Origin of the sequence: Bacillus sp. AFS088145 (assembly GCF_002564465.1) — a bacterium.
Taxonomy (GTDB): domain Bacteria; phylum Bacillota; class Bacilli; order Bacillales; family Bacillaceae_G; genus Gottfriedia.
Window position 1 is genome coordinate 1 of the sequence record NZ_NUUX01000007.1, and the last position, 20,620, is coordinate 20,620.

Here is a 20,620-nt window from a genome sequence, read left to right on the forward strand (position 1 = left end):
CTTATCCCATAGGAGTCGAGCATCCTTCCGTTCCAATCAACTTTTTCATCAAAAAAAGTTTACACTAAAAAACCTAATTTAATATCCTTTACTAAGGGTAGCATAAAAGCTTGTTAATCAGTTTGTAGGTCAATTAAGATGGAACATCATCGTATTATAATAATCATTTGAAATTGTTTTTTTATAAGTTACTCTTAAATATTTTTAACTAATTAATAATAAACAATTACTAGAGTTCGTTGATATTATAAAACTGCTCAAACATATTAACATTTAAAATCATTAATTTCTCACCAAAATTAATAATTTAATCATTAAATTTTCACTTAATGTACGTTTTAAACATTAACCGTTTTATACTTTGTTGGTTAATTTCCACTGCAGGATATTGTTAACTCTAGATCCTTCATCATTCATCTTTCTTATCAAAAAATATTTCTCCGCCTCGTAGGCTACAATAAGATACTTGTTTAAATTCATCATAACCATGTTTTTTTAACTCTTCTAATAACCATTGTTTATCTTTATGATACTGATTTAAATTATCTTCTTGTACGATACCATCTAATATTAATGGAAATGTGAGTGAACTATAATTTATGTCACCGTTTATTTCCTTTTTAAATATTGATAATTTTCCTGTAGGCTCTAGTAGTGCATAATCAACATCCCGTACATCGCCGATATCCTTCTCTCTAAGTTGGAGTAATAGGTCGTCAAACGTGTATCTCTGTTTTTTCATCTCTTTCTCTAAAACTTTACCTTTACTAATGATTAATACAGGATGTCCATCTAATATTTTTCTAAATTTAACACTTTTTAGCGAAATTAAAGAAAAAATTATTTGGATAACGACTATTAAAAACATTGGATAGATTACTTTTATGATCGGATCATCATGGTTTTCGATACCGATGGCTGCTATTTCAGTTAACAATATATAAACGACTAAATCTAATAAACTTAACTCTCCTATTTCTCTCTTACCCATTAACCGAAAGAAAAATGCAATAATTAAATAAATTAAAATGGTACGAATCGTCATAGAACCTAATTCCATTTTACTTACCCTCACATCCAAAACTTGTTGATTTTAAAAAAATGTTCTTCAGTTATCACTTAATACCTGTAAATATGAGTCCAAATACAACTAATTTTCCATAAAGAAAATAATAGTAGAATTTTGTTCATAATTTTACTATTTCTAATTGCTCTATAAGTATTCTAAAAATTCATCTCATGAATATGCTTGTATAAAAGAGTGTACAAGGGGGAATATGAATGAAAAAAACAGCTGTAGCTGTCTCTTTTGGCTTTTTAACTATTCTATTATTAGTATTGTCAATTAGTTTGATTTTATCATTATTACTTAAACTAACTTCACTTACAGAAGCAAGTGTTACAACAACAACACTTATCCTATCATTTATCGTTATGTTAATTGGTGGTTTTGTTACAGGAGCGAAAGGGAAAGAAAAGGGTTGGATTCTTGGATTATTAACGAGTGGAGCATATTCTATTTTTGTATTTTTTGTACAGTTTCTTGGCTATGACCGAACTTTTTCACAGGAACAAATAATGTATCATGGGATCTTTTTAGGGGTTTGTATGTTAGGGTCAATTTTTGGAGTGAACGCTGCAAGTAATAAATCTTATAATAAATAATCAGACATCAGACTGCCCGAAAACGCTCGCTTTCTTCGTTGCTTCGCTGCCTGCGCGGTGCTCATTACCGTCTAAGGTAACTTTGCACCTCGAAAGACAAACGCTTGCAATCAGTCTGATAATCAACTTTTTTGAGTGTTTTAAATTCCTTGAGACTTAATTTAAATTTCTTATAAAATAAACAAAACGCTAGTTTCCAAAATGGAACTAGCGTTTCTTACGATACAATTTTTTTAAAATTAAGCTTGTGTTCTTGTTTCACGAATTGCGCTTTTTTCAAATACCATACGTGATCCATCAGCAGTTTTTAAAGTAATTGTATTATTTTCTTCGTTAACAGCATCAACTAAACCGTGTAATCCACCGATTGTTACAACCATATCGCCTTTGCTAATTCCAGCTTGCATATTAGCAGTTTGCTTTTGACGCTTTTGTTGTGGACGGATTAGTAAGAAGTAGAAAACTATAAACATTAATATTAGAGGTAAAATCCCCATTAAACCATTACCCATCTTAATCTTCCTTTCAATATGTAAATTTTAGAAGTTCCTAGCGTTCGGCTTATTAAAACCGTATTGTTCAAAAAACTCTTCTCGGAAATCACCTAAACGGTCTTCGCGGATTGCTTGGCGAACTTGTTCCATTAATTGTAACAGAAAATGTAAGTTATGGTAAGTAGTCAATCGCATTCCAAACGTCTCTTCACATCGGATTAAATGACGGATATATGCTCTTGTATAGTTTTTACATGCATAACAATCACAATTAGGATCAAGTGGAGAATAGTCCTCTGCATATTTTGCATTCTTAATAACTAATCGCCCTTCACTTGTCATACATGTGCCATTTCGAGCGATACGCGTTGGAAGTACGCAGTCAAACATATCCACTCCTCGAATTGCGCCATCAATTAATGAATCAGGAGAACCTACCCCCATTAAATATCTTGGTTTATCCGTTGGTAGTAAAGGAGTCGTAAATTCTAATACTCTATTCATTACATCCTTTGGTTCACCAACTGATAATCCACCAATTGCATAGCCTGGGAAATCTAAAGAAACTAAGTCTCTAGCGGATTGTTTACGAAGTTCTTCGTATTCTCCACCTTGTACAATACCGAATAATCCTTGATCCTCTGGTCTTTGGTGAGAATTTAAACAACGCTCTGCCCATCTGCTAGTTCTTTCAACTGAACGTTTCATGTAATCATACTCAGCAGGGTATGGTGGACATTCATCAAACGCCATCATGATATCAGAACCTAATGCATTTTGAATTTCCATCGCCTTTTCAGGTGAGAGGAATAATTTATCGCCATTTAAGTGATTTCTGAAATGTACGCCTTCTTCTTCAATTTTTCGGAATTGACTTAAGCTAAATACTTGGAAACCTCCTGAATCTGTTAAGATTGCACGATCCCAGTTCATAAATTTATGTAAGCCACCAGCTTTTTTAATAATCTCATGACCAGGTCTTAACCATAAATGGTAAGTATTACTTAAAATAATACCTGACCCCATTGCTTTTAAATCTTCAGGAGACATTGTTTTAACAGTGGCTAAAGTTCCAACAGGCATAAATGCTGGAGTTTCAAATGAACCATGTGGAGTATGGACAATTCCTAATCTCGCACCTGTTTGCTTACAAGTTTTAATATGTTCATAACGAATTGCTGTCATTTTTCGATTCCTTTCAATTCTTAAAGTATTAACATTGCATCGCCAAAGCTAAAAAAGCGATATTTTTGATCTACTGCTTCTTTATAAGCAGATAAAACTGGTTCTCTTCCAGCTAAAGCACTAATCAGCATAATTAGAGTTGATTTTGGTAAATGGAAGTTCGTAATCATCCCGTCAATTCCCATAAATTTATATCCTGGGAAAATGAAGATAGACGTCCAACCACTAGACCCTTCAAACTTACCGTTATTAGCTGTAGCAATCGTTTCAACTGTACGAGTAGAAGTTGTTCCAACAGTAATGATTCTACCACCGTTTGCTTTCGTTTCATTTAACAGTTTAGCCGTTTCATCAGACATATAGTAGTATTCGGAGTGCATATCATGTTCTTCAATAGATTCTACACTTACTGGTCTAAATGTACCTAAACCTACATGCAATGTAATAAATGCTAACTTTACACCTCTCTCTTGAACTTTAGCTAAGAGTTCTTTTGTAAAATGTAAACCTGCCGTAGGCGCCGCAGCTGAACCAATTTCTTTTGCAAATACTGTCTGATAACGATCTTTATCTTCTAATTTTTCTTTAATATATGGAGGAAGCGGCATTTCACCTAGTTGGTCTAAGATCTCATAAAAAATCCCATCGTATTGGAATTTTAATTTTCTTCCACCTTGTTCACTAGAACCTACACATTCCGCCTTTAATCTGCCATCACCAAATAAAATGATTGTACCTTCTTTTACTCTTTTAGCAGGCTTAACTAATGTTTCCCATACATCCTGCTCTTCTTGTTGAAGTAATAATACTTCAATTTGGGCACCTGTATCTTCTTTCACACCAAATAATCTAGCAGGCATGACTTTTGTTTCATTTAAAACTAAACAATCGCCCTCTTGTAAATAATCTAACACATCTGGAAACTGTTTATGCTCTACATTTCCAGACTCTTTATGTAATACCATAAGTCTCGATGCTTCTCGGTCCAACAAAGGAGTCTGAGCAATCAATTCTTCAGGTAAATCAAAATCAAATAAATTTACATCCATTTCTATACACCTCATAAAATTCAGGAGTAAGGACTATGGGAGGTTAACCACAATTCCCTTTTCCAAACTCTATATATTCCTACTGATTTATTTTCTCCCAAATAGTGAAAAAATAAGTGAAAGTAAAATACTTATAATAATACATGTTACAATCGGGAAGTAAAACGATACATTTCCTTTTTTTATAAAAATATCGCCTGGAAGTTTCCCTACAAATCGAATAAACAATCCAACAACTAATAAGATAATTCCTAATGTAATTAAAATTTTTGACAAATCAATCATTGCTCCGGCACCTGCAACCCGAAATGTTTGTATGTTAAATCAGTAACAATTCGTCCCCTAGGAGTCCGCTGAAGAAATCCAATTTGAAGTAAATATGGCTCATATACATCTTCAATCGTTTGGGACTCTTCCCCGATTGAAGCTGCAATCGTATCAACCCCAACAGGACCGCCTTTAAAACGCTCAATAATAGCTAGTAACAATTTATGATCGATATGGTCTAGACCTGCTTCATCTACCTGCATTTGAATTAGAGAGTCTTTTGCTATTTCAAAGGTAATGATTCCACTCCCTTGAACTTGAGCAAAATCTCTAACTCTTCGTAATAAACGGTTTGCAATTCGAGGTGTACCTCGAGACCTTCTAGCTACCTCTAAAGCAGCGTCATTTTCAATTTCCATTCCAAATAACTCTGCTGTTCTTTTAACGATTAATGCTAGCTGTTGAACTGTATAAAATTCTAACCGATTTAATACTCCAAAACGATCTCTAAGTGGTGAAGAAAGGAGACCTGCTCTAGTTGTTGCACCTATTAATGTAAATGGTGGCAAATCAATTCTTACCGACCTAGCAGTTGCATCCTTGCCAATTACGATATCAAAGAAAAAGTCTTCCATTGCTGGGTAAAGTACTTCTTCTACTGTTCTAGGCAGTCGGTGAATTTCATCAATAAATAATACATCACCTGGTTGAAGTGAAGTCAAAATAGCTGCTAAATCTCCAGGACGCTCAATCGCTGGTCCTGAAGTCGTTTTAAATCCAACACCTAGTTCATTCGCAATAATCGCTGCTAAAGTGGTTTTACCTAATCCAGGAGGACCGTATAATAGAACATGATCTAAAGACTCATTTCGCATTTTTGCAGCTTCAATAAAAACTTGCAAATTCTTTTTAACTTTATCTTGCCCTATATATTCCCTTAATGATTGAGGCCTTAGTGAAAGCTCTTGATCAAATTCCTCGCCACTACTTTCACTTGATAAAATTCGGTCATCCATTTTCATCACCTCTTAGCTTGCAATAGTAATTGAAGTGCTTTTTTAATATATTCATCAGTTGAAAGTTTTTCATTCTTTAATAACGGTACGATCTTTTTAACTTCTTTTTCCGCATAGCCTAATGCTTTTAAAGCTTCAATTGCATCATCTAATGAAGATGCTGCACTTTCTTTCTCCTCAATAGCATCTAGGTCAGTAAATAAATCGACTTGAACTGCTCCAAAGACTTTTTCAAGTTTTCCTTTTAAATCAAGGATCATTTGTCTTGCTGTCTTTTTACCAACACCAGGAAATTTTGTTAAAAATACCTCGTCCTCTTCTTCTATCGCATGAACAATTTGATTTGGCTCTCCAGTAGCAACAATTGCCAAGGCACCTTTCGGACCGATTCCTGACACACTTAACAATTTTTGAAATAAAGTACGTTCATCTAATGTTTTAAAACCATATAACATCATAACATCTTCTCGTACATAATGATGAGTATAAACTTTTAAGATTTCATTTGAAGGTCTAAAAACATATGGATTAGGTGTAAATAATTGATAACCTATTCCATTATGATCAATTACAATATATTCTGGTCCAACCCATTCTATCTTTCCAATTATGTATTCGTACATGGTTTTCTCCCCTTTTTACATGTATTCCATTGTACCATAGAAAGAAGAAGGAAAAAAATAGTCGGCTGTCGAAAATAAAAATTTTATACATATGATTTAACTAAAAAATTCATATAAAAATGACTAATAAATTTAGCAAAAATTTAAAAGCTCGATACTTAACCATAGGGAGGCCATTCGATTTGAACATGTTTCCAATTCTAACTACAGAGAGACTTTATTTAAGAGAAATTAAAGTCACTGATCTTAATCGGATGTTCAATATTTTATCAAGAGAAGATGTCACCAAATATTATGGACTAGATGCACTAAAAAATAGTAGTGAAGTATTGGACGTAATTCATTATTTTAGAGAAATGTATGAAACACGAAATGGCATCCGTTGGGGGATGATTGATAATGAAACAAACAAATTAATCGGAACATGTGGATTTACTGCCTACCAAGAACGAAACAAAAGGGCAGAAGTTGGCTATGAGCTTCACCCAGACTATTGGAGAAAAGGTTTTGCGACAGAAAGCTTTAAAAGCATTATTATCATATGGATTTGATGTTCTTCAACTAAATCGGATTGGAGCAATCGTTTATCCAGAAAATCTCCCTTCCCAAAAACTCCTTGAAAAAATAGGATTTACGAATGAGGGTCTACTACGCGAGTATTTAATACAAGGAAGTACAGCGCATGATACTTATGTTTATTCAATTTTGCGAAGTGAATGGGAAAGGACTCAGGAAAAGGAAGTTCGAGATCGAAAAAATGACTTGAACCATAAAAACACAAAAAATCCACAAGGAAAATAAATCACCTTTGTGGATTATTTTTTATATTTAGTTAGTCGTTACGGATTGACCAGGGGCGAATTCCGAAGTTCAATTTACGATTCTTTCATACTCTTTTAAGTAATGTAATAGATATTCGTAATGATTTTTGGTCGAAATTTTAATCCCTTTCTCAAGCTGCTTTTGTTTGTTTACTTCTAATTTATTCGTATCTATTTGAAAAAAAGATTCAATAATATTATTACCACTTGGCACTCCAATATATAAGTTCAAAACTCCATTTGAATTTATTCCTAAATAACCTTTCGACTTTAAAGTAGGTGAAAGATCATTTATTTTTTTCATTAATACGATTTGATCATCATTTTCCTCTATGACTTTCCAACCCTTAAATTCTTTTTTGACTTGACCCAGGGTTTTGTGTTGATTATTATAAATTTCCTCAATCACTTCACCGTTTATATATACTTTATGTAAAATGATTGTAATCCCCTTTTTGTTAGAACTATGATGAATATCATTATGAGCTGCCAATGTTTCAGTTTGTGCCGGTATTAATAAAGCTAGTAAACAAACAAAAATTAAAATGAACTTTTTCACAAACATCCACTCCTTTAGACAAAATCATACAAGCTTTTTTAGTTTGACCATTCCTTTTATCTTTATCCAAGATGTTTAAAATTTTTATATGTAAATGGCCTTTAATCTTTTAAACAAAAAAACCTAAAGAGTTGTCTTTAGGAAAGGGGGATGAAAGCTAATGATCCTCATCTTTTCTAATTAAAAAGAATCTTATCTATTTAACTTTGTAATTTTATCTTTAATGATCAGATGTATTTTCAAATAGAGAGATAAAAAAATTAGGTGCCACTTCAATTTTCTTATAAAATTTAAAACCAGAAGTTTTATATAAGTTAATGGCCGGTAGGTTATCTGATCCTGTTGTAACAATTACCTTTTTCTTTTTAGCAATTTCATTTAAAAAATAATTAACTAATTTTCTTGCTATCCCCCGCTTAAAGCAACTAGGATGTACTACTAATCTACATATTTGATATTCGTTATCGCCTTCTGAATAGGCCAAAAATCCTTTTAAATCATTCTCAATCACATAACCGATAAAGATTTCTTTGGAATCTATAATACTTTCGACATTGTCCTTTAATTGTGGTATTCCTTCAAAATTGATTAACCTCGCCTCTACCTTATATGCAGGTAACTGTACATTTAAAATTAAATTCGCCATTTTTTTATCTTTATTGTCTAATTTAAAAATCAAAATTTTATCCTCCTAATCCACTGACCCTTAATCCTACCCTTTTGATAAACCATTTAGGATATAAAAGTTAAATAACTCAGTAATTTTTTTAGGACTTAGTGCTTCGTGCTCTTTCTCCCAATCGATTTTAAGTGTTGTATAAAGTCGAAACATTACCAAAGCAGTTATTTCGGGATCACATTCAACAATTTCTTTCTTTGCGATTGCCTCTTCAATTTTTTTTTGTATGTATAGAATGATTGAATGATTCAATCGTTTTAAAGCATCATGTACTATAGTCGTTCCAATTTCTTTTTGTTCCTGAAGTAACTTTATTGTTAATTCATGTTCATTATGAAAAGCAATAAAAACTTCAATTCCTTTATGTGCTTTTTCGATGAATGAATCCTCATCACGAATGGATTGTTCTGCTAAAAATTTCATTTCAGTAATCAAATTATTGATGATTTCATCAAACAATTCTTCTTTATTTTTGAAAAAAGTATAGATTGTTCCCTTTCCAACATTTGCCTGTTTTGCGATTTGACTCATTGTAGTTGCTTTATAGCCAAAGATGGTAAATGACTTTGTGGCAGCTTGTAAAATATTTTGCTTTTTCAAAAAACTCACCTCAAATCTCTTATTAACCAATTGACCACTTCGAACTTTTGGTCAATATAAAAATCACTTTACCATATTGTTTAACCCTCATCAAACGAATTATTTAACTATTCTAAGAACTAACAGTAAAAAACTTAATGAAATCCGATCCCTAAATCTGAACACTAAAAAAAAGGAAGAAGCAAGAGCTTCTTCCTTTTTAATGTAAAAATTGATTTTTAACGGTTTGGATTAGTTGCATCCTTAACATCATTTTTTACATTTCGATACATATGTTTAACATTTTCTTTTGTATCGTATAATACATTTTTTGTGGCATTTGGAACATTATTTGGAATGTTATTCAAATTATTTCTAATTGTTCCATCGAATGTTATATATACTTTTTTACCACTCGTGTATGGTGATAAAGCGTCTTTAATTTTTGATCGAAATGCGCTTTCATCAACATTTTCATTTACCAAATCTACTGCAACAAGAACCTGATCACCAACAGCAACCGTGTTTGCTTTGGCTACATTTGACATTTGTTCTACACGTTTAGAAATTTGGTCCGCAAACTTTCGTTCACCCGCATTCATATTAGTGTTTGTACTAATATTTGTATATGGTACAAGAGGAGCTGTGTTTAAATCGTTATTATAACGAACTTGATCCATCGTGTAGTTTCTATTCATATTGTTGACATTTCTTCCATATGTCCCGTCATGGATAACGCCATCATTAGAATACTCACTACTTAAACCTTCATTTATTCGATCATTTCCGTAGTGATTATTTTTCTTTGTGAAATAATCTTGGTTATTAGGATAGTTTACGTTTTCATAACGGTAATTAACCGCATAAGGGTTTGTCGGTTTATTGAAGTTTACTTTTTCATAACCAACATTTCTTTTATGGTCATTCATGGCATTATTGTTAGTTCCACAAGCAGATAATGTTAAAGCTGTTAGCACCGTACCTGTAGCAACGATAAGACCTTTTTTATTCAATATAAAACCCTCCCTTTAATTACAGCTAATTGTAATACTAAAGTTGTATTACAAAGTTAGGTTGACCTTATTAGGTGGATTTTAAATTGTTAATTGATGGTTTGAAACTCATTTTAAGTAAAAAAGTGGCCTTTAAAGGCTGTTTCATGAGAAATTAATTTCTAATCCAATTAATTCCTGTATGAAATAGTTAAAATAAAAAAAAGACGATTAGAAAATAATCGCCTTTTTAAATAAAATTCTTTATTGTTCATCTTCCTCAAAATATGGCACTCCATATGAAGATTGATTTTGTGCATAAGGAGTAAATAATTGCGAATTTGGATCAAAATATGGTTCTGATGCATCACGATACATTGGAGTCGGTCCAGCAGCATACGGTGAAACAACTGGTCCGCCTTGGAATTTTGGATAATCCATAGCTGGTAATGTTTGTGGGAAGTTTCCGTTCGGTCCCATATATGCCGGCATTGTTGCTGGGAAGTTTGCGTTTGGTCCCATGTATGCTGGCATTGTTACTGGGAAATTTTCATTTGGTCCCATATATGCTGGCATTGTTGCTGGGAAATTTTCATTTGGTCCCATATATGCTGGTAATGTTTGTGGGAAGTTTCCGTTCGGTCCCATGTATGCCGGTAATGTTTGGGCTAAATTTGGATTCGGTCCCATATATGCCGGTAATGTTTGGCCTGTATTTGGATTCGGCCCCATATATGCTGGCATTGTTTGCCCAGTATTTCCTGGCATTGGTGCTGGTAATGGTGTAGGAATTGGTGCTGGTAATGGCGTTGGCATCGCAGTTGGCGGAACTGGTGCTTCTCCAGTTACTCCAGGCAGCATCGGCATAGCTCCAAAACTCGGTAATGTTGGTAATGCCCCTCCTTCTCCTCGTGGATAGAAAGGATAGTGTGCGTTTGGTCCCATATACGCTGGTAATGTTTGTGGGAAGTTTTCATTCGGTCCCATATATGCTGGTAATGTTTGTGGGAAGTTTGCGTTAGGCCCCATATATGCTGGCATTGTTTGTGGGAAGTTTGCGTTTGGTCCCATATATGCCGGCATTGTTTGTGGGAAGTTTTCATTTGGTCCCATATATGCTGGTAATGTTTGGGCTGCGTTTGGATTTGGTCCTACATATGCTGGTAGCGTTTGGGCTGCGTTTGGATTTGGTCCTACATACGCTGGTAGCGTTTGGGCTGCGTTTGGATTTGGTCCTACATACGCTGGTAATGTTTGAGGTACATTTGGTCCTGAGTATGCTGGAAGTGTTTGTGGTGCATTTGGTCCCATATAAGCTGGCATTGTTTGTGGTGCATTATTTGGCCCCATATATGCTGGTAATGTTTGGGCTTTATTAGTTGCTACTGGTGATACTTGCGCATTTGGTTTTCCTGTTGCCGCTGGCGATACTTGCATATTTGGTTTTCCTGTTGATACTGGTGATACTTGCATATTTGGTTTTCCTGTTGATACCGGTGACACTTGCATATTTGGTTTCCCTGTTGATACTGGTGATACTTGCATATTCGGCTTTCCTGTTGATACTGGCGATACTTGCATATTTGGTTTTCCTGTTGATACCGGTGATACTTGCATATTCGGTTTTCCTGTTGCTACTGGTAAGACCTGCTCTTTCGCTTTTCCTGTTGATACTGGTGATACTTGCACATTTGGTTTTCCTGTTGATACTGGTGATACTTGCACATTTGGTTTTCCTGTTGATACCGGTGATACTTGTTGATTTGGTTTTCCTGTAGATACAGGCGATACTTGTTGATTTGGTTTTCCTGTTTCCGCTGGCGATACTTGCGGATTTGGTGTTGACGGAGAAACCAATGATCCTGGGAAGTAGTTCTTTTTCTCTGACATGCTTTGTCCTCCCTTGGTGTTCACATTTGATTTATTATCATTTATCGGATTTTTAACTGCCACTGGCGAAACAACTTGCGGTATGTTCGCATTTGGTTTTCCAGTTTGAACAGGAGATACTTGTTGATTCGCATTATTTGTCGCAGGTGATACAGTTGGTTTCGCAGGTGGAATAGGTACCTGAATTACAGGTTTTACTGTCGGTGTAACCTCTACATTAATATTCAAATTATTATCAACTGGCTTTGTATTCGGCGTGACAGCAGGTTGTGTCTGAGCTACAGGTTGAACATTTCCTTTTTCTACCTCCAAAGCAACACTTGGCTTAGGTTGCTGTACCTCCTTTTTAGAACCTAATGGGGCTGGTTTTTCTCCCCTTTCTGGCACTTTTATTTTCATGCCAGGATAGATCATATCTGGATTACTTAGTTGGGCATTTAATTTAACTATCTCTTCGTAGTCGATGTTATATTTTTGAGCAATGCTCTTAAGGGTATCGCCCTTTATTACTATGTGAATTCTCACCTTTTCCCCTCCTGACCAATTGCCTCTACGTTGGATTGTACATTAGTACCTCACAACAATGTATGTCTGAATATTTGTATTTATGATAGAAGGTATTTTAATTTATGACGAGTAAGCTTGTATAAGTATTTACTTTATTCTTGTTTTTTCTATAAAAAAATCATTTAGCTCAGATTGAACTAAATGATTTTAATTTTTTATACTATTTTATTTTTTAAGCAAGCTCAAGCATTTTATCTAATGCCTTAATTGCATCTTTTGCAGTTTGTTTATCAACTTTTATAATATTTTGGATGTTACCTTTTTCGATATTTTCTAAAGACCATAATAAATGTGGTAAATCGATACGATTCATCGTTAAGCATGGACACATAAATGGATTTAATGAAATGATCTCCTTATCAGGATGATTTTTTATAATTCTTTGAACTAGATTCATTTCAGTTCCAATTGCCCATTTACTTCCTGAAGGAGCAGCTTCAATTTGGTCAATAATATATTTAGTCGATCCATTGTCATCACTTGCTGCTACAACTTCTCTAGAACATTCTGGATGCACAATAATCCTCATATCAGGATGATTTTTTCGTACATTCTCAATATTTTTTACTGTAAAATTCTCATGAACAGAGCAGTGACCTTTCCAAAGTATTACTTTGATGTTATTTAGATCGCCGCCCTCATATTCTAAAGTGTCCGTTATTGGATTCCAAATCGCCATATGCTCTAACGGTACACCTAATTCAAATGCAGTATTTCTACCTAAATGTTGATCAGGTAGGAACAAAATACGTTCTTTTTGTGTGAAAGCCCACGAAACCACCTTTTTAGCATTAGATGAAGTTACGGTTGCACCATCATTTCTACCGACAAACGCTTTAATTGCAGCTGTTGAATTAACATATGTTAACGGTAAAATTGTGTCTCCGAAAAGCTTCTGTAACTCTACCCATGCACGATCAGTTTGATGGTGATCTGCCATATCTGCCATTGAACAGCCTGCTCTCATATCAGGTAAAATAACAATCTGTTCATCTTCCGTTAAAATATCTGCGGTCTCTGCCATAAAATGTACGCCACAAAATACAATATATTTCGCTTTTTTATTATTAGCAGCAACTTGAGCAAGTTGTAGAGAATCTCCAGTCGAATCTGAGAAAACTACAACTTCTTCCTTTTGATAATGATGACCTGGAATGAAAAGAGCATCACCTAATCTCTCTTTTATATCTTTTACTCTTTTTTCCATTTCCTCAGTTGATAATGTATAGTACTCATCAGGAATTTGATATCCTTCATTTTTTTGTATCATATCTAAAACGTTCATTGTCCCCACTCCAATCCCTCTTTATTACAAGTAGAAGCTTATATCTAATGCTTTTGCCGAATGTGTTAAACAGCCTAAAGAAATAACATTTACACCACAGTTTTGAAAGCCTGCTAAATTATCTAAAGTAATTCCACCAGAAGCTTCCGTAACAATCGTTTCTGGAACAAGCTTAACGAATTCTTTTATTTCATCTGGAGTACGATTATCAAACATAATGACATCTGCACCAGCTTCAATAGCTTGGAGAACTTGATCTTTGTTTTCAGTCTCGACTTCAATTTTGACCATATGACCTAATTTATTTCGTAATGAATCAACTGCATTTTTAATTGAACCTGCGTAAGCAATATGATTATCTTTAAGCATCACTGCATCATATAAACCGAAACGATGGTTCGCTCCTCCACCACAAGTAACTGCATACTTATCAAACAAACGTAAACCTGGCATCGTTTTTCTTGTATCGACAAGTTTGATTTTTTCGTCGTTTAATGTTTCAACTGCTTTTGAAGTAAGCGTTGCAATCCCACTCATTCGTTGTAATAGATTAAGCATAACTCTTTCACCTGATAATAACACTTGAACTGGTCCTTCTATTTCTGCAATCAGCTGCCCTGCCTGAACAGATTCACCATCTTTAACGTGTAGAGTTACTTTTATATCTTCATGAAGTAATTTATAAGTTATTTCGACTAAATCAGTACCCGCAATTACTCCATCTGCTTTTGCAAGAACTTTTCCAGTTGTTCTTTCATGCATTGGAAAAATATGAATTGAGGATAGATCCCCTTCTCCAATATCCTCTAGTAAAAATTGCTCAATCATTTTTTTAGCTTTTAATGTATTCATGAATTTCTCTCCTCAAATATTAGCTGGTTGATCTATATATTCTTTAAAATGTGAGCCGATGCTTTCTTTTCTTCTTATAGCAGCTTCTGCAATTAGTTTTCCAGTAATTAGCATATTGTATCTTTCTAGTTCCTCTTTGTTCATCGGACGTGAATCAACTGTTTTAGACTCTAAGAAGTAAGAAAAATAGGTGATTGCTTTATTTAAATCGTCTTCATTTCTTACAATACCGATATACTTCATCATAATTTCTTTAATTTCATCTTTTGTAGGTAAAGTTCTAAATCTTGGTATCATGTATTTTGGTGGATTCTCATTTATTTTAGCTAAAGGAAGGTCAGCAATAAATTTCGCAACCTTTTTACCAAACACAATCCCTTCCAATAAAGAATTACTAGCGAGTCGATTTGCACCATGCACACCTGTACAAGCAACCTCTCCTACTGCATACAATCCTGGAATTGTCGTCTCTCCATTTGCAGATGTCTTTACCCCACCCATGTGGAAATGTGCGCCTGGAACAACAGGAATCAATCCTTGTTGTAAATCAATTCCGTTATTAATAAGATTGGCAGTAATTGTTGGGAAACGTTGTTCAAATCCATCAATCATTTCGATCGATAAAAAGATTTCTTCCCCGTTTTGCATTTCATTAAAAATCGTCCTACTAACAACATCTCTTGGTGCTAAATCTTCAAAAGGATGAATTCCTTTCATTATGCGACGACCAGTTTTCGTTACTAAAAAAGCTCCTTCACCTCGAACAGCTTCTGATACTAGACCTTTACATGCCCCATTAATATAAAGCATCGTAGGATGAAATTGAATAAATTCCAAATCAGCCATCTCACAACCCGCTCGAAATGCCATTGCAATTCCATCTCCGGTTATGGCCTTATTATTAGAACTAAATTGATACATTGCCCCAATACCGCCCGTTGCCAGAAGTGTTGTGTTTGCAAAACAGGATTCTAATTCCCCATTATCATTAAGTATATAAACACCCTTACATATTCCATCTTGTATGATTAAATCAATTATCATTTCATGTTCAATAATCGTTATTTTATCTTTTATCCGTGCATAAACAGTTTCAACTAAATGCTTTCCAGTGGCATCTCCGCCAGAATGTAAAATTCTATTTTTCCGATGCGCTCCTTCTCTACCAAGATGGAACTGACCTGATTCATCTTTGTCAAACTTCATGCCAATAGAAACAAGATCCTTCATAGACGTTGTTCCGTTCTTTACTAGTTCTTCTACTGCTTCTATATTATTTACATTACAACCCGCTTCGAGCGTATCTTGTTTATGAAGCTCCCAAGAATCATCATCAGACATTACAGCTGCAATTCCACCTTGTGCAAGCATCGAATTGCTGTCCCAAATTTTTTTCTTTGTGAATAGAATCACATTTTTAGACTGACAAATTTCCTCAGCAGCCATTAAAGCAGCAATCCCACTGCCAATAATGACAACGTCTGCAGTTCGCATAGTTGCCCCCTCCATTTACAGTACATCTATTTAAATTTTATCTTATAGATAAAAAAGCTGTCTTGACACCTATATTTACATATATTTAAACTAATGACAAGAAATTTTTTTTTAATGCACAAAAAAGGAGACTTTAATTTGATTTATTTAGACTATGCTGCTACAACTCCAATGAGTGAAGAAGCCATTGAGACATTTGTCACTGCCTCTAAAAATTACTTTGGAAATGAGCGAAGTTTACATGATATTGGCTCAAAGGCATCACTGTTACTTGAAGCATGCCGCAAACAATTAGCAGGATTTATAAATGCTAGCCCCGCTTCAATTTACTATACAAGTGGAGGAACTGAATCAAATTTAATTGCTATTCAAACCCTCTTGAAGAGTACAAAAAAAGTCGGAAAACACATATTAACCACCACATTAGAGCATTCTTCAATTAGTAATTATTTAAAAGTACTGGAAGAACAAGGATATGAAGTTTCTTATTTGCCAGTTACAAATAACGGGATTATCTCATTAGAAGAGATTGAAAATGCAATTCGTGAAGATACTGTATTGGGTATTTTTCAACATGTAAATTCTGAAATTGGAGCCATTCAACCGATTAACGAAATTTCAAATTTATTTAATTCATCAAATATTCTACTTCATTGCGATTGTGTACAATCATTTGGAAAAATAACAATAGATGTCTCAAAATATGAAATTTCTAGTCTTAGTATTTCAGGTCATAAATTATATGGACCAAAAGGGATCGGTGCCCTTTATTTAAATCCTAAATTAACTTGTCAACCAATCTATCCCGGTACATCTCATGAAAGTGGGATTCGTCCCGGTACTGTTAATGTCCCAGCAATTGCATCATTCGTAACAGCCGCTGGTCATATAATAAAAAATCAAGTCGAAGAGCAAAAGAGATGTCACTATTTAAAAAATGTTTTAAAATCACAATTACAAGATGTTCAGCATCTTGTAAAATTTGAAGGTTCTGATGGAGAGTGTATTCCAAATATAATTGGAATGAGAATCATTGGACTTGAAGGTCAGTTTGTCATGCTTGAATGTAATCGACATCAATTTGCCATTTCAACAGGAAGCGCTTGTGCAATTGGCATGCAGAAACCTTCAGAAACGATGTTAGCAATTGGAAGAGACCCCCATGAGGCAAAACAATTCTTCAGAGTCTCTGTCGGGAATCAGACAACAGAAGAAGACTTAATCAAATTTTCTTCTGTGTTAAAATTAATCATTAATCAAAATTTTTAATCGAGGAAATTAAAATGAATAAAAAACTTTTAGGGGAAGAAAGAAGAAAGAAAGTTTTACAATGGTTAAAGGAGTCTGAGTCGCCCTTATCAGGCAATTCCTTAGCTAAAAGAGCAAATGTTAGTCGACAAGTTGTTGTAGGTGATATTACACTTTTAAAAGCGAAAAATGAGCCTATACTAGCAACTGCACAAGGTTATATTTATATACATCCTAATAAGGAAACAGACAAAATTAGAAAAGTAATTATTTGTCGCCATACAGCTGAAGAAACTCAAAAAGAACTAGAAATATTAGTCGATCACGGTGTCACAGTTAAAGATGTAATGGTTGAACATCCCGTCTATGGATATATCACAGCCCAATTACAAATTGCGAACCGTTATGATATAACCTTATTCCTTCAAAAAATGGGAGAAACTAGCTCCGTCCCACTATCTAATTTAACAAATGGAACACATCTTCATACGATCGAGGCAGATAGTGAACAGCAGCTAGAAAGTGCCATCTTACAATTAAAAAATGAAGGTTTTTTGGTAGACATGCCGTAAGTGAAGGTTTAAAAGGATTGAAAAGGTGTATTGGTAAATCTCTTTGATTAAACAATAAGGGGCTGTCTCCTGTGTCAGAGTAAGAGACATATGGGCATCCCTTTTTTATTGTGGAGTAAGGGTATCTCAGTCAGAGTTTAAATTGTAGTTGATGTTTTCGATCTTGTTATGACCATTCAACAAGCTTTAATTTGCTCCTTTTCCTTTTTGAGGATCCTATTTTTGTACAATATGAAGTCAAGTATGGGTAAAACTTTATCTTATTTGCGATTCCCCAAGTCTTATTTGCAGCATTTTATTTATGAATAAATAAGAAAGAGGGTGTCCAAATTGTAAAACTTTTTGGACACCCTCTTTTTATATAGGAATAATTAATCGATAAATTCGAATTCGTATTCAGAAATCTTAACGATATCTCCGTTTTTCGCGCCGCGTTGGCGTAGTGCCTCATCAATTCCCATTCCACGCAGTTGACGTGCAAATCGACGAATTGACTCTTCACGTTCAAAGTTAGTCATTTTGAATAGTTTTTCAAGCTCTTCACCTGTAACGACGAACGTTCCATCACTTTCACGAGTAATCTCAAAAGTAGGTTCTTCTTTTTGATATTTATATAGAACTCGTAGTGGTTTGTCTTCCTCTTCGTCATGAAGTGGGAATTCTGGAGTTGTTTCAACTAAATCTGCAACAGTAAATAATAAATCACGTAAACCTTGACGTGTTACTGCAGAAATTGGGAAAATTTGAACTTCATCTCCAACTTGTTCTTTAAACTTAATTAAGTTTTCTTCAGATTCTGGAATATCCATTTTATTTGCAACGACTACTTGAGGTCGTTCAGTTAAACGTAAATTATATTCTTTTAGCTCTTGATTAATTGTTAAGTAATCTTCATATGGGTCTCTGCCTTCAAGACCTGACATATCAATTACATGAACAATTACACGTGTTCTTTCAATATGACGTAGGAATTGATGCCCAAGTCCAACACCTTGATGTGCTCCTTCAATTAACCCTGGTAAATCGGCCATTACAAAACTACGATTATCTTCAGTTTCTACAACACCTAAATTAGGAACAATTGTTGTAAAATGATATTCAGCGATTTTTGGTCTAGCAGAACTTACAACAGATAGTAATGTTGATTTACCAACACTTGGGAAACCAACTAATCCAACATCAGCTAAAACTTTAAGTTCTAGTTTAATGTTTCTTTCCTTACCTGGCTCACCATTTTCAGCTATTTCTGGAGCGGGATTTGCAGGCGATGCAAATCGACTATTTCCACGGCCTCCACGGCCTCCTCTTGCAATAATAGCTGTTTGACCATCCATTGTAAGGTCAGCTATTAATTCACCTGAATCAGCATCCGTTACGATCGTCCCAGGTGGTACTTTTACAATCATATCTTCTGCATTTTTACCATGTTGGTTTTTAGACATACCATGTTGACCACGATCTGCTTTAAAATGACGTTTATAACGGAAATCCATTAATGTTCTTAAGCCTTCATCTACTATAAATACAACATTAGCTCCCCTACCACCGTCTCCACCAGCAGGGCCACCTTTTGGAACATATTTTTCACGACGGAAGGCTACCATACCGTTTCCACCGTCTCCACCTTTTACATATATCTTGACTTGATCAATAAACATAATTATAAATCCACCACTCTTTTATTTTTCCATTTTAAATTCGATACTGCACTCTTCTGTCTCACAAAAATATGACATCATTCTAATTTTTGAGCTGTCATTTGATGATGAAACAATCCACTTCAACATATCTTCTTTCTTTGTTAGTTTACCTCTGAAGTCAAAAAAGAAACTAACTGTTTTATCATTTATTTCAATTGTTAAACTAACAAAATTTTCCTCATAAATATGTACCCAAGATTCTAGTTTTTCTAAAAAGTTTTGAATCCATACTGTCATCACTTCGTCTAAATTTTTAAGCGAACATGGTTCTCCTAAAATTTCATAATCTAGTACAATTGTACGAGGCTTCCAGTTATAGGTAATGATAAATTCTGCAAACTCTGGAATTTGTAACGAACAAATTTTAGCTTCATTCAAAGAATCAGCAACAATTTTTGTAATCGTTTCTTCTAGCTGGTCAGATTGACCTGTGGCCATGTATCCTTTTATTAATTGAATTCGATTTAACCAATCATGACGTGAATGTCTTAATACCTCTAGAACGTCCCATTTCTCCTGCATTGTATTCTCCTATAGGTTTACATTTTTGGTATTTATGAAGGTAATAAAAAAGTTAGGCTCGGCATTTTGATTGATCATTTTGAAAGTCTCAAACTAGTGTGTAGCTTGTAAAATGCCGAGTCTTTGGAGCATATTGTTTGAGAGGTTGCTATAACAACACCTTTTTCTATGTTGAATAGCAATTTATTATAAATAAAAATGGCTTAAGTACAGAAAAACTCTAACCTAAAAGGTTAGAGTTTCTAAGTTAGTTTCTTAAGCTTCTTGAGCTACAGGGTATACACTTACTTGTTTGCGGTCACGGCCTAAACGTTCGAATTTAACTACGCCATCAACCTTCGCAAATAATGTGTCATCTCCACCACGACCAACGTTTACACCTGGATAAATCTTAGTGCCGCGTTGACGGTAAAGAATTGAACCACCAGTTACGAATTGTCCATCAGCACGTTTAGCGCCAAGACGTTTTGACATTGAGTCACGACCGTTTTTTGTAGAACCTACTCCCTTTTTAGAAGCAAATAACTGAAGATTTAATTTTAACATGGTTACACCTCCTGT

General features: G+C 34.4%; 23 protein-coding genes. 5 read left to right on the forward strand and 18 right to left on the reverse strand.

The window, feature by feature from the left end:
• Window positions 1-409: 409 nt before the first annotated feature.
• Window positions 410-1,060: a DUF421 domain-containing protein gene (locus COI44_RS04415; RefSeq protein WP_098426858.1), complete on the reverse strand. Its 651-nt coding sequence runs from the start codon at window positions 1,058-1,060 to the stop codon at window positions 410-412.
• A 221-nt stretch (window positions 1,061-1,281) separates the two neighbouring features.
• On the opposite strand from COI44_RS04415, the gene COI44_RS04420 reads away from it, so the two are divergent.
• On the forward strand, window positions 1,282-1,665 hold the full coding sequence (locus COI44_RS04420) for a TIGR04086 family membrane protein (RefSeq protein ID WP_069035161.1): 384 nt from the start codon (window positions 1,282-1,284) through the stop codon (window positions 1,663-1,665).
• A gap of 239 nt (window positions 1,666-1,904) precedes the next feature.
• Here the strand turns inward: COI44_RS04420 and yajC are convergent, their stop codons facing one another.
• The 6 genes from yajC to ruvA form a co-directional block, all read right to left on the reverse strand.
• Window positions 1,905-2,177 (reverse strand): preprotein translocase subunit YajC, encoded by a 273-nt coding sequence (yajC, locus tag COI44_RS04425; RefSeq protein WP_286133825.1) that lies wholly within the window; start codon window positions 2,175-2,177, stop codon window positions 1,905-1,907.
• Between the two features lie 27 nt (window positions 2,178-2,204).
• The gene (gene tgt / locus COI44_RS04430) at window positions 2,205-3,344 is read right to left on the reverse strand and encodes a tRNA guanosine(34) transglycosylase Tgt (protein WP_097978898.1); all 1,140 of its coding nucleotides are present in this window, start codon (window positions 3,342-3,344) and stop codon (window positions 2,205-2,207) included.
• 20 nt (window positions 3,345-3,364) lie between these two features.
• Entirely contained in the window at window positions 3,365-4,393 is a 1,029-nt protein-coding gene (queA, locus tag COI44_RS04435; RefSeq protein ID WP_098426859.1) for a tRNA preQ1(34) S-adenosylmethionine ribosyltransferase-isomerase QueA, read from the reverse strand.
• An 87-nt stretch (window positions 4,394-4,480) separates the two neighbouring features.
• On the reverse strand, window positions 4,481-4,678 hold the full coding sequence (locus tag COI44_RS04440) for a DUF2905 domain-containing protein (protein WP_056472616.1): 198 nt from the start codon (window positions 4,676-4,678) through the stop codon (window positions 4,481-4,483).
• Window positions 4,675-5,676: a Holliday junction branch migration DNA helicase RuvB gene (gene ruvB, locus COI44_RS04445; protein ID WP_098426860.1), complete on the reverse strand. Its 1,002-nt coding sequence runs from the start codon at window positions 5,674-5,676 to the stop codon at window positions 4,675-4,677. The genes COI44_RS04440 and ruvB overlap by 4 nt, the downstream gene beginning before the upstream one ends.
• A gap of 5 nt (window positions 5,677-5,681) precedes the next feature.
• On the reverse strand, window positions 5,682-6,299 hold the full coding sequence (ruvA, locus tag COI44_RS04450) for a Holliday junction branch migration protein RuvA (RefSeq protein WP_098426861.1): 618 nt from the start codon (window positions 6,297-6,299) through the stop codon (window positions 5,682-5,684).
• Between the two features lie 188 nt (window positions 6,300-6,487).
• On the opposite strand from ruvA, the gene COI44_RS24490 reads away from it, so the two are divergent.
• Together COI44_RS24490 and COI44_RS24495 are read left to right on the forward strand one after the other, a co-directional pair.
• Window positions 6,488-6,850, forward strand: a complete 363-nt coding sequence (locus COI44_RS24490) for a GNAT family N-acetyltransferase (RefSeq protein WP_286163763.1) — start codon at window positions 6,488-6,490, stop codon at window positions 6,848-6,850.
• Window positions 6,807-7,100, forward strand: a complete 294-nt coding sequence (locus tag COI44_RS24495; protein ID WP_286163757.1) for a GNAT family N-acetyltransferase — start codon at window positions 6,807-6,809, stop codon at window positions 7,098-7,100. The genes COI44_RS24490 and COI44_RS24495 overlap by 44 nt, the downstream gene beginning before the upstream one ends.
• A 69-nt stretch (window positions 7,101-7,169) precedes the next feature.
• Here the strand turns inward: COI44_RS24495 and COI44_RS04460 are convergent, their stop codons facing one another.
• The 8 genes from COI44_RS04460 to nadB all read right to left on the reverse strand — a co-directional run bounded on the left by COI44_RS04460 (window position 7,170) and on the right by nadB (window position 16,017).
• Complete coding sequence (locus tag COI44_RS04460) at window positions 7,170-7,679, reverse strand: BofC C-terminal domain-containing protein (RefSeq protein WP_179887011.1); 510 nt, start codon at window positions 7,677-7,679, stop codon at window positions 7,170-7,172.
• Between the two features lie 220 nt (window positions 7,680-7,899).
• The gene (locus COI44_RS04465; protein ID WP_286163758.1) at window positions 7,900-8,358 is read right to left on the reverse strand and encodes a GNAT family N-acetyltransferase; all 459 of its coding nucleotides are present in this window, start codon (window positions 8,356-8,358) and stop codon (window positions 7,900-7,902) included.
• A gap of 33 nt (window positions 8,359-8,391) precedes the next feature.
• Window positions 8,392-8,967 carry a TetR/AcrR family transcriptional regulator gene (locus COI44_RS04470; protein WP_098231546.1) on the reverse strand — a complete coding sequence of 192 codons (576 nt, stop codon included), beginning with the start codon at window positions 8,965-8,967 and terminating at the stop codon, window positions 8,392-8,394.
• Between the two features lie 209 nt (window positions 8,968-9,176).
• A complete protein-coding gene (locus COI44_RS04475) occupies window positions 9,177-9,950 on the reverse strand; it encodes a YhcN/YlaJ family sporulation lipoprotein (RefSeq protein ID WP_098426863.1) in 774 nt (257 codons plus the stop codon).
• 243 nt (window positions 9,951-10,193) lie between these two features.
• On the reverse strand, window positions 10,194-12,344 hold the full coding sequence (locus COI44_RS24370; protein ID WP_218926909.1) for a LysM peptidoglycan-binding domain-containing protein: 2,151 nt from the start codon (window positions 12,342-12,344) through the stop codon (window positions 10,194-10,196).
• A gap of 214 nt (window positions 12,345-12,558) precedes the next feature.
• On the reverse strand, window positions 12,559-13,671 hold the full coding sequence (gene nadA, locus COI44_RS04485) for a quinolinate synthase NadA (protein ID WP_098426865.1): 1,113 nt from the start codon (window positions 13,669-13,671) through the stop codon (window positions 12,559-12,561).
• Between the two features lie 24 nt (window positions 13,672-13,695).
• Window positions 13,696-14,523: a carboxylating nicotinate-nucleotide diphosphorylase gene (gene nadC, locus COI44_RS04490; RefSeq protein WP_098426866.1), complete on the reverse strand. Its 828-nt coding sequence runs from the start codon at window positions 14,521-14,523 to the stop codon at window positions 13,696-13,698.
• A gap of 12 nt (window positions 14,524-14,535) precedes the next feature.
• On the reverse strand, window positions 14,536-16,017 hold the full coding sequence (gene nadB / locus COI44_RS04495) for an L-aspartate oxidase (RefSeq protein ID WP_098426867.1): 1,482 nt from the start codon (window positions 16,015-16,017) through the stop codon (window positions 14,536-14,538).
• A gap of 138 nt (window positions 16,018-16,155) precedes the next feature.
• Here nadB and COI44_RS04500 point away from each other — a divergent pair, with 138 nt between their 5' ends.
• Both COI44_RS04500 and COI44_RS04505 read left to right on the forward strand, forming a co-directional pair.
• Window positions 16,156-17,286: an IscS subfamily cysteine desulfurase gene (locus COI44_RS04500; RefSeq protein ID WP_098426868.1), complete on the forward strand. Its 1,131-nt coding sequence runs from the start codon at window positions 16,156-16,158 to the stop codon at window positions 17,284-17,286.
• Window positions 17,287-17,294: 8 nt separating this feature from the next.
• Window positions 17,295-17,837 (forward strand): transcription repressor NadR, encoded by a 543-nt coding sequence (locus COI44_RS04505; protein WP_098426869.1) that lies wholly within the window; start codon window positions 17,295-17,297, stop codon window positions 17,835-17,837.
• A 371-nt stretch (window positions 17,838-18,208) separates the two neighbouring features.
• On the opposite strand, the gene obgE is transcribed toward COI44_RS04505, so the two are convergent.
• From obgE to rpmA, 3 genes are all read right to left on the reverse strand, one after another.
• On the reverse strand, window positions 18,209-19,495 hold the full coding sequence (gene obgE / locus COI44_RS04510; RefSeq protein ID WP_098426870.1) for a GTPase ObgE: 1,287 nt from the start codon (window positions 19,493-19,495) through the stop codon (window positions 18,209-18,211).
• A 21-nt stretch (window positions 19,496-19,516) separates the two neighbouring features.
• A complete protein-coding gene (locus COI44_RS04515) occupies window positions 19,517-20,059 on the reverse strand; it encodes a Spo0B C-terminal domain-containing protein (protein WP_069035176.1) in 543 nt (180 codons plus the stop codon).
• A gap of 255 nt (window positions 20,060-20,314) precedes the next feature.
• Window positions 20,315-20,605, reverse strand: coding sequence for a 50S ribosomal protein L27 (gene rpmA, locus COI44_RS04520; protein ID WP_025672162.1), 291 nt, complete (start codon window positions 20,603-20,605; stop codon window positions 20,315-20,317).
• Between the last annotated feature and the right edge of the window lie 15 nt (window positions 20,606-20,620).

What these genes read in the sequence shown, in the direction of transcription:
- COI44_RS04415 (WP_098426858.1), bottom strand. Translation starts at nt 1,060, where the DNA reads ATGGAATTAGGTTCTATGACGATTCGTACCATTTTAATTTATTTAATT.
- COI44_RS04420 (WP_069035161.1), top strand. Translation starts at nt 1,282, where the DNA reads ATGAAAAAAACAGCTGTAGCTGTCTCTTTTGGCTTTTTAACTATTCTA.
- yajC (WP_286133825.1), bottom strand. Translation starts at nt 2,177, where the DNA reads ATGGGTAATGGTTTAATGGGGATTTTACCTCTAATATTAATGTTTATA.
- tgt (WP_097978898.1), bottom strand. Translation starts at nt 3,344, where the DNA reads ATGACAGCAATTCGTTATGAACATATTAAAACTTGTAAGCAAACAGGT.
- queA (WP_098426859.1), bottom strand. Translation starts at nt 4,393, where the DNA reads ATGGATGTAAATTTATTTGATTTTGATTTACCTGAAGAATTGATTGCT.
- COI44_RS04440 (WP_056472616.1), bottom strand. Translation starts at nt 4,678, where the DNA reads ATGATTGATTTGTCAAAAATTTTAATTACATTAGGAATTATCTTATTA.
- ruvB (WP_098426860.1), bottom strand. Translation starts at nt 5,676, where the DNA reads ATGGATGACCGAATTTTATCAAGTGAAAGTAGTGGCGAGGAATTTGAT.
- ruvA (WP_098426861.1), bottom strand. Translation starts at nt 6,299, where the DNA reads ATGTACGAATACATAATTGGAAAGATAGAATGGGTTGGACCAGAATAT.
- COI44_RS24490 (WP_286163763.1), top strand. Translation starts at nt 6,488, where the DNA reads ATGTTTCCAATTCTAACTACAGAGAGACTTTATTTAAGAGAAATTAAA.
- nadA (WP_098426865.1), bottom strand. Translation starts at nt 13,671, where the DNA reads ATGAACGTTTTAGATATGATACAAAAAAATGAAGGATATCAAATTCCT.
- nadC (WP_098426866.1), bottom strand. Translation starts at nt 14,523, where the DNA reads ATGAATACATTAAAAGCTAAAAAAATGATTGAGCAATTTTTACTAGAG.
- nadB (WP_098426867.1), bottom strand. Translation starts at nt 16,017, where the DNA reads ATGCGAACTGCAGACGTTGTCATTATTGGCAGTGGGATTGCTGCTTTA.
- obgE (WP_098426870.1), bottom strand. Translation starts at nt 19,495, where the DNA reads ATGTTTATTGATCAAGTCAAGATATATGTAAAAGGTGGAGACGGTGGA.
- COI44_RS04515 (WP_069035176.1), bottom strand. Translation starts at nt 20,059, where the DNA reads ATGCAGGAGAAATGGGACGTTCTAGAGGTATTAAGACATTCACGTCAT.
- rpmA (WP_025672162.1), bottom strand. Translation starts at nt 20,605, where the DNA reads ATGTTAAAATTAAATCTTCAGTTATTTGCTTCTAAAAAGGGAGTAGGT.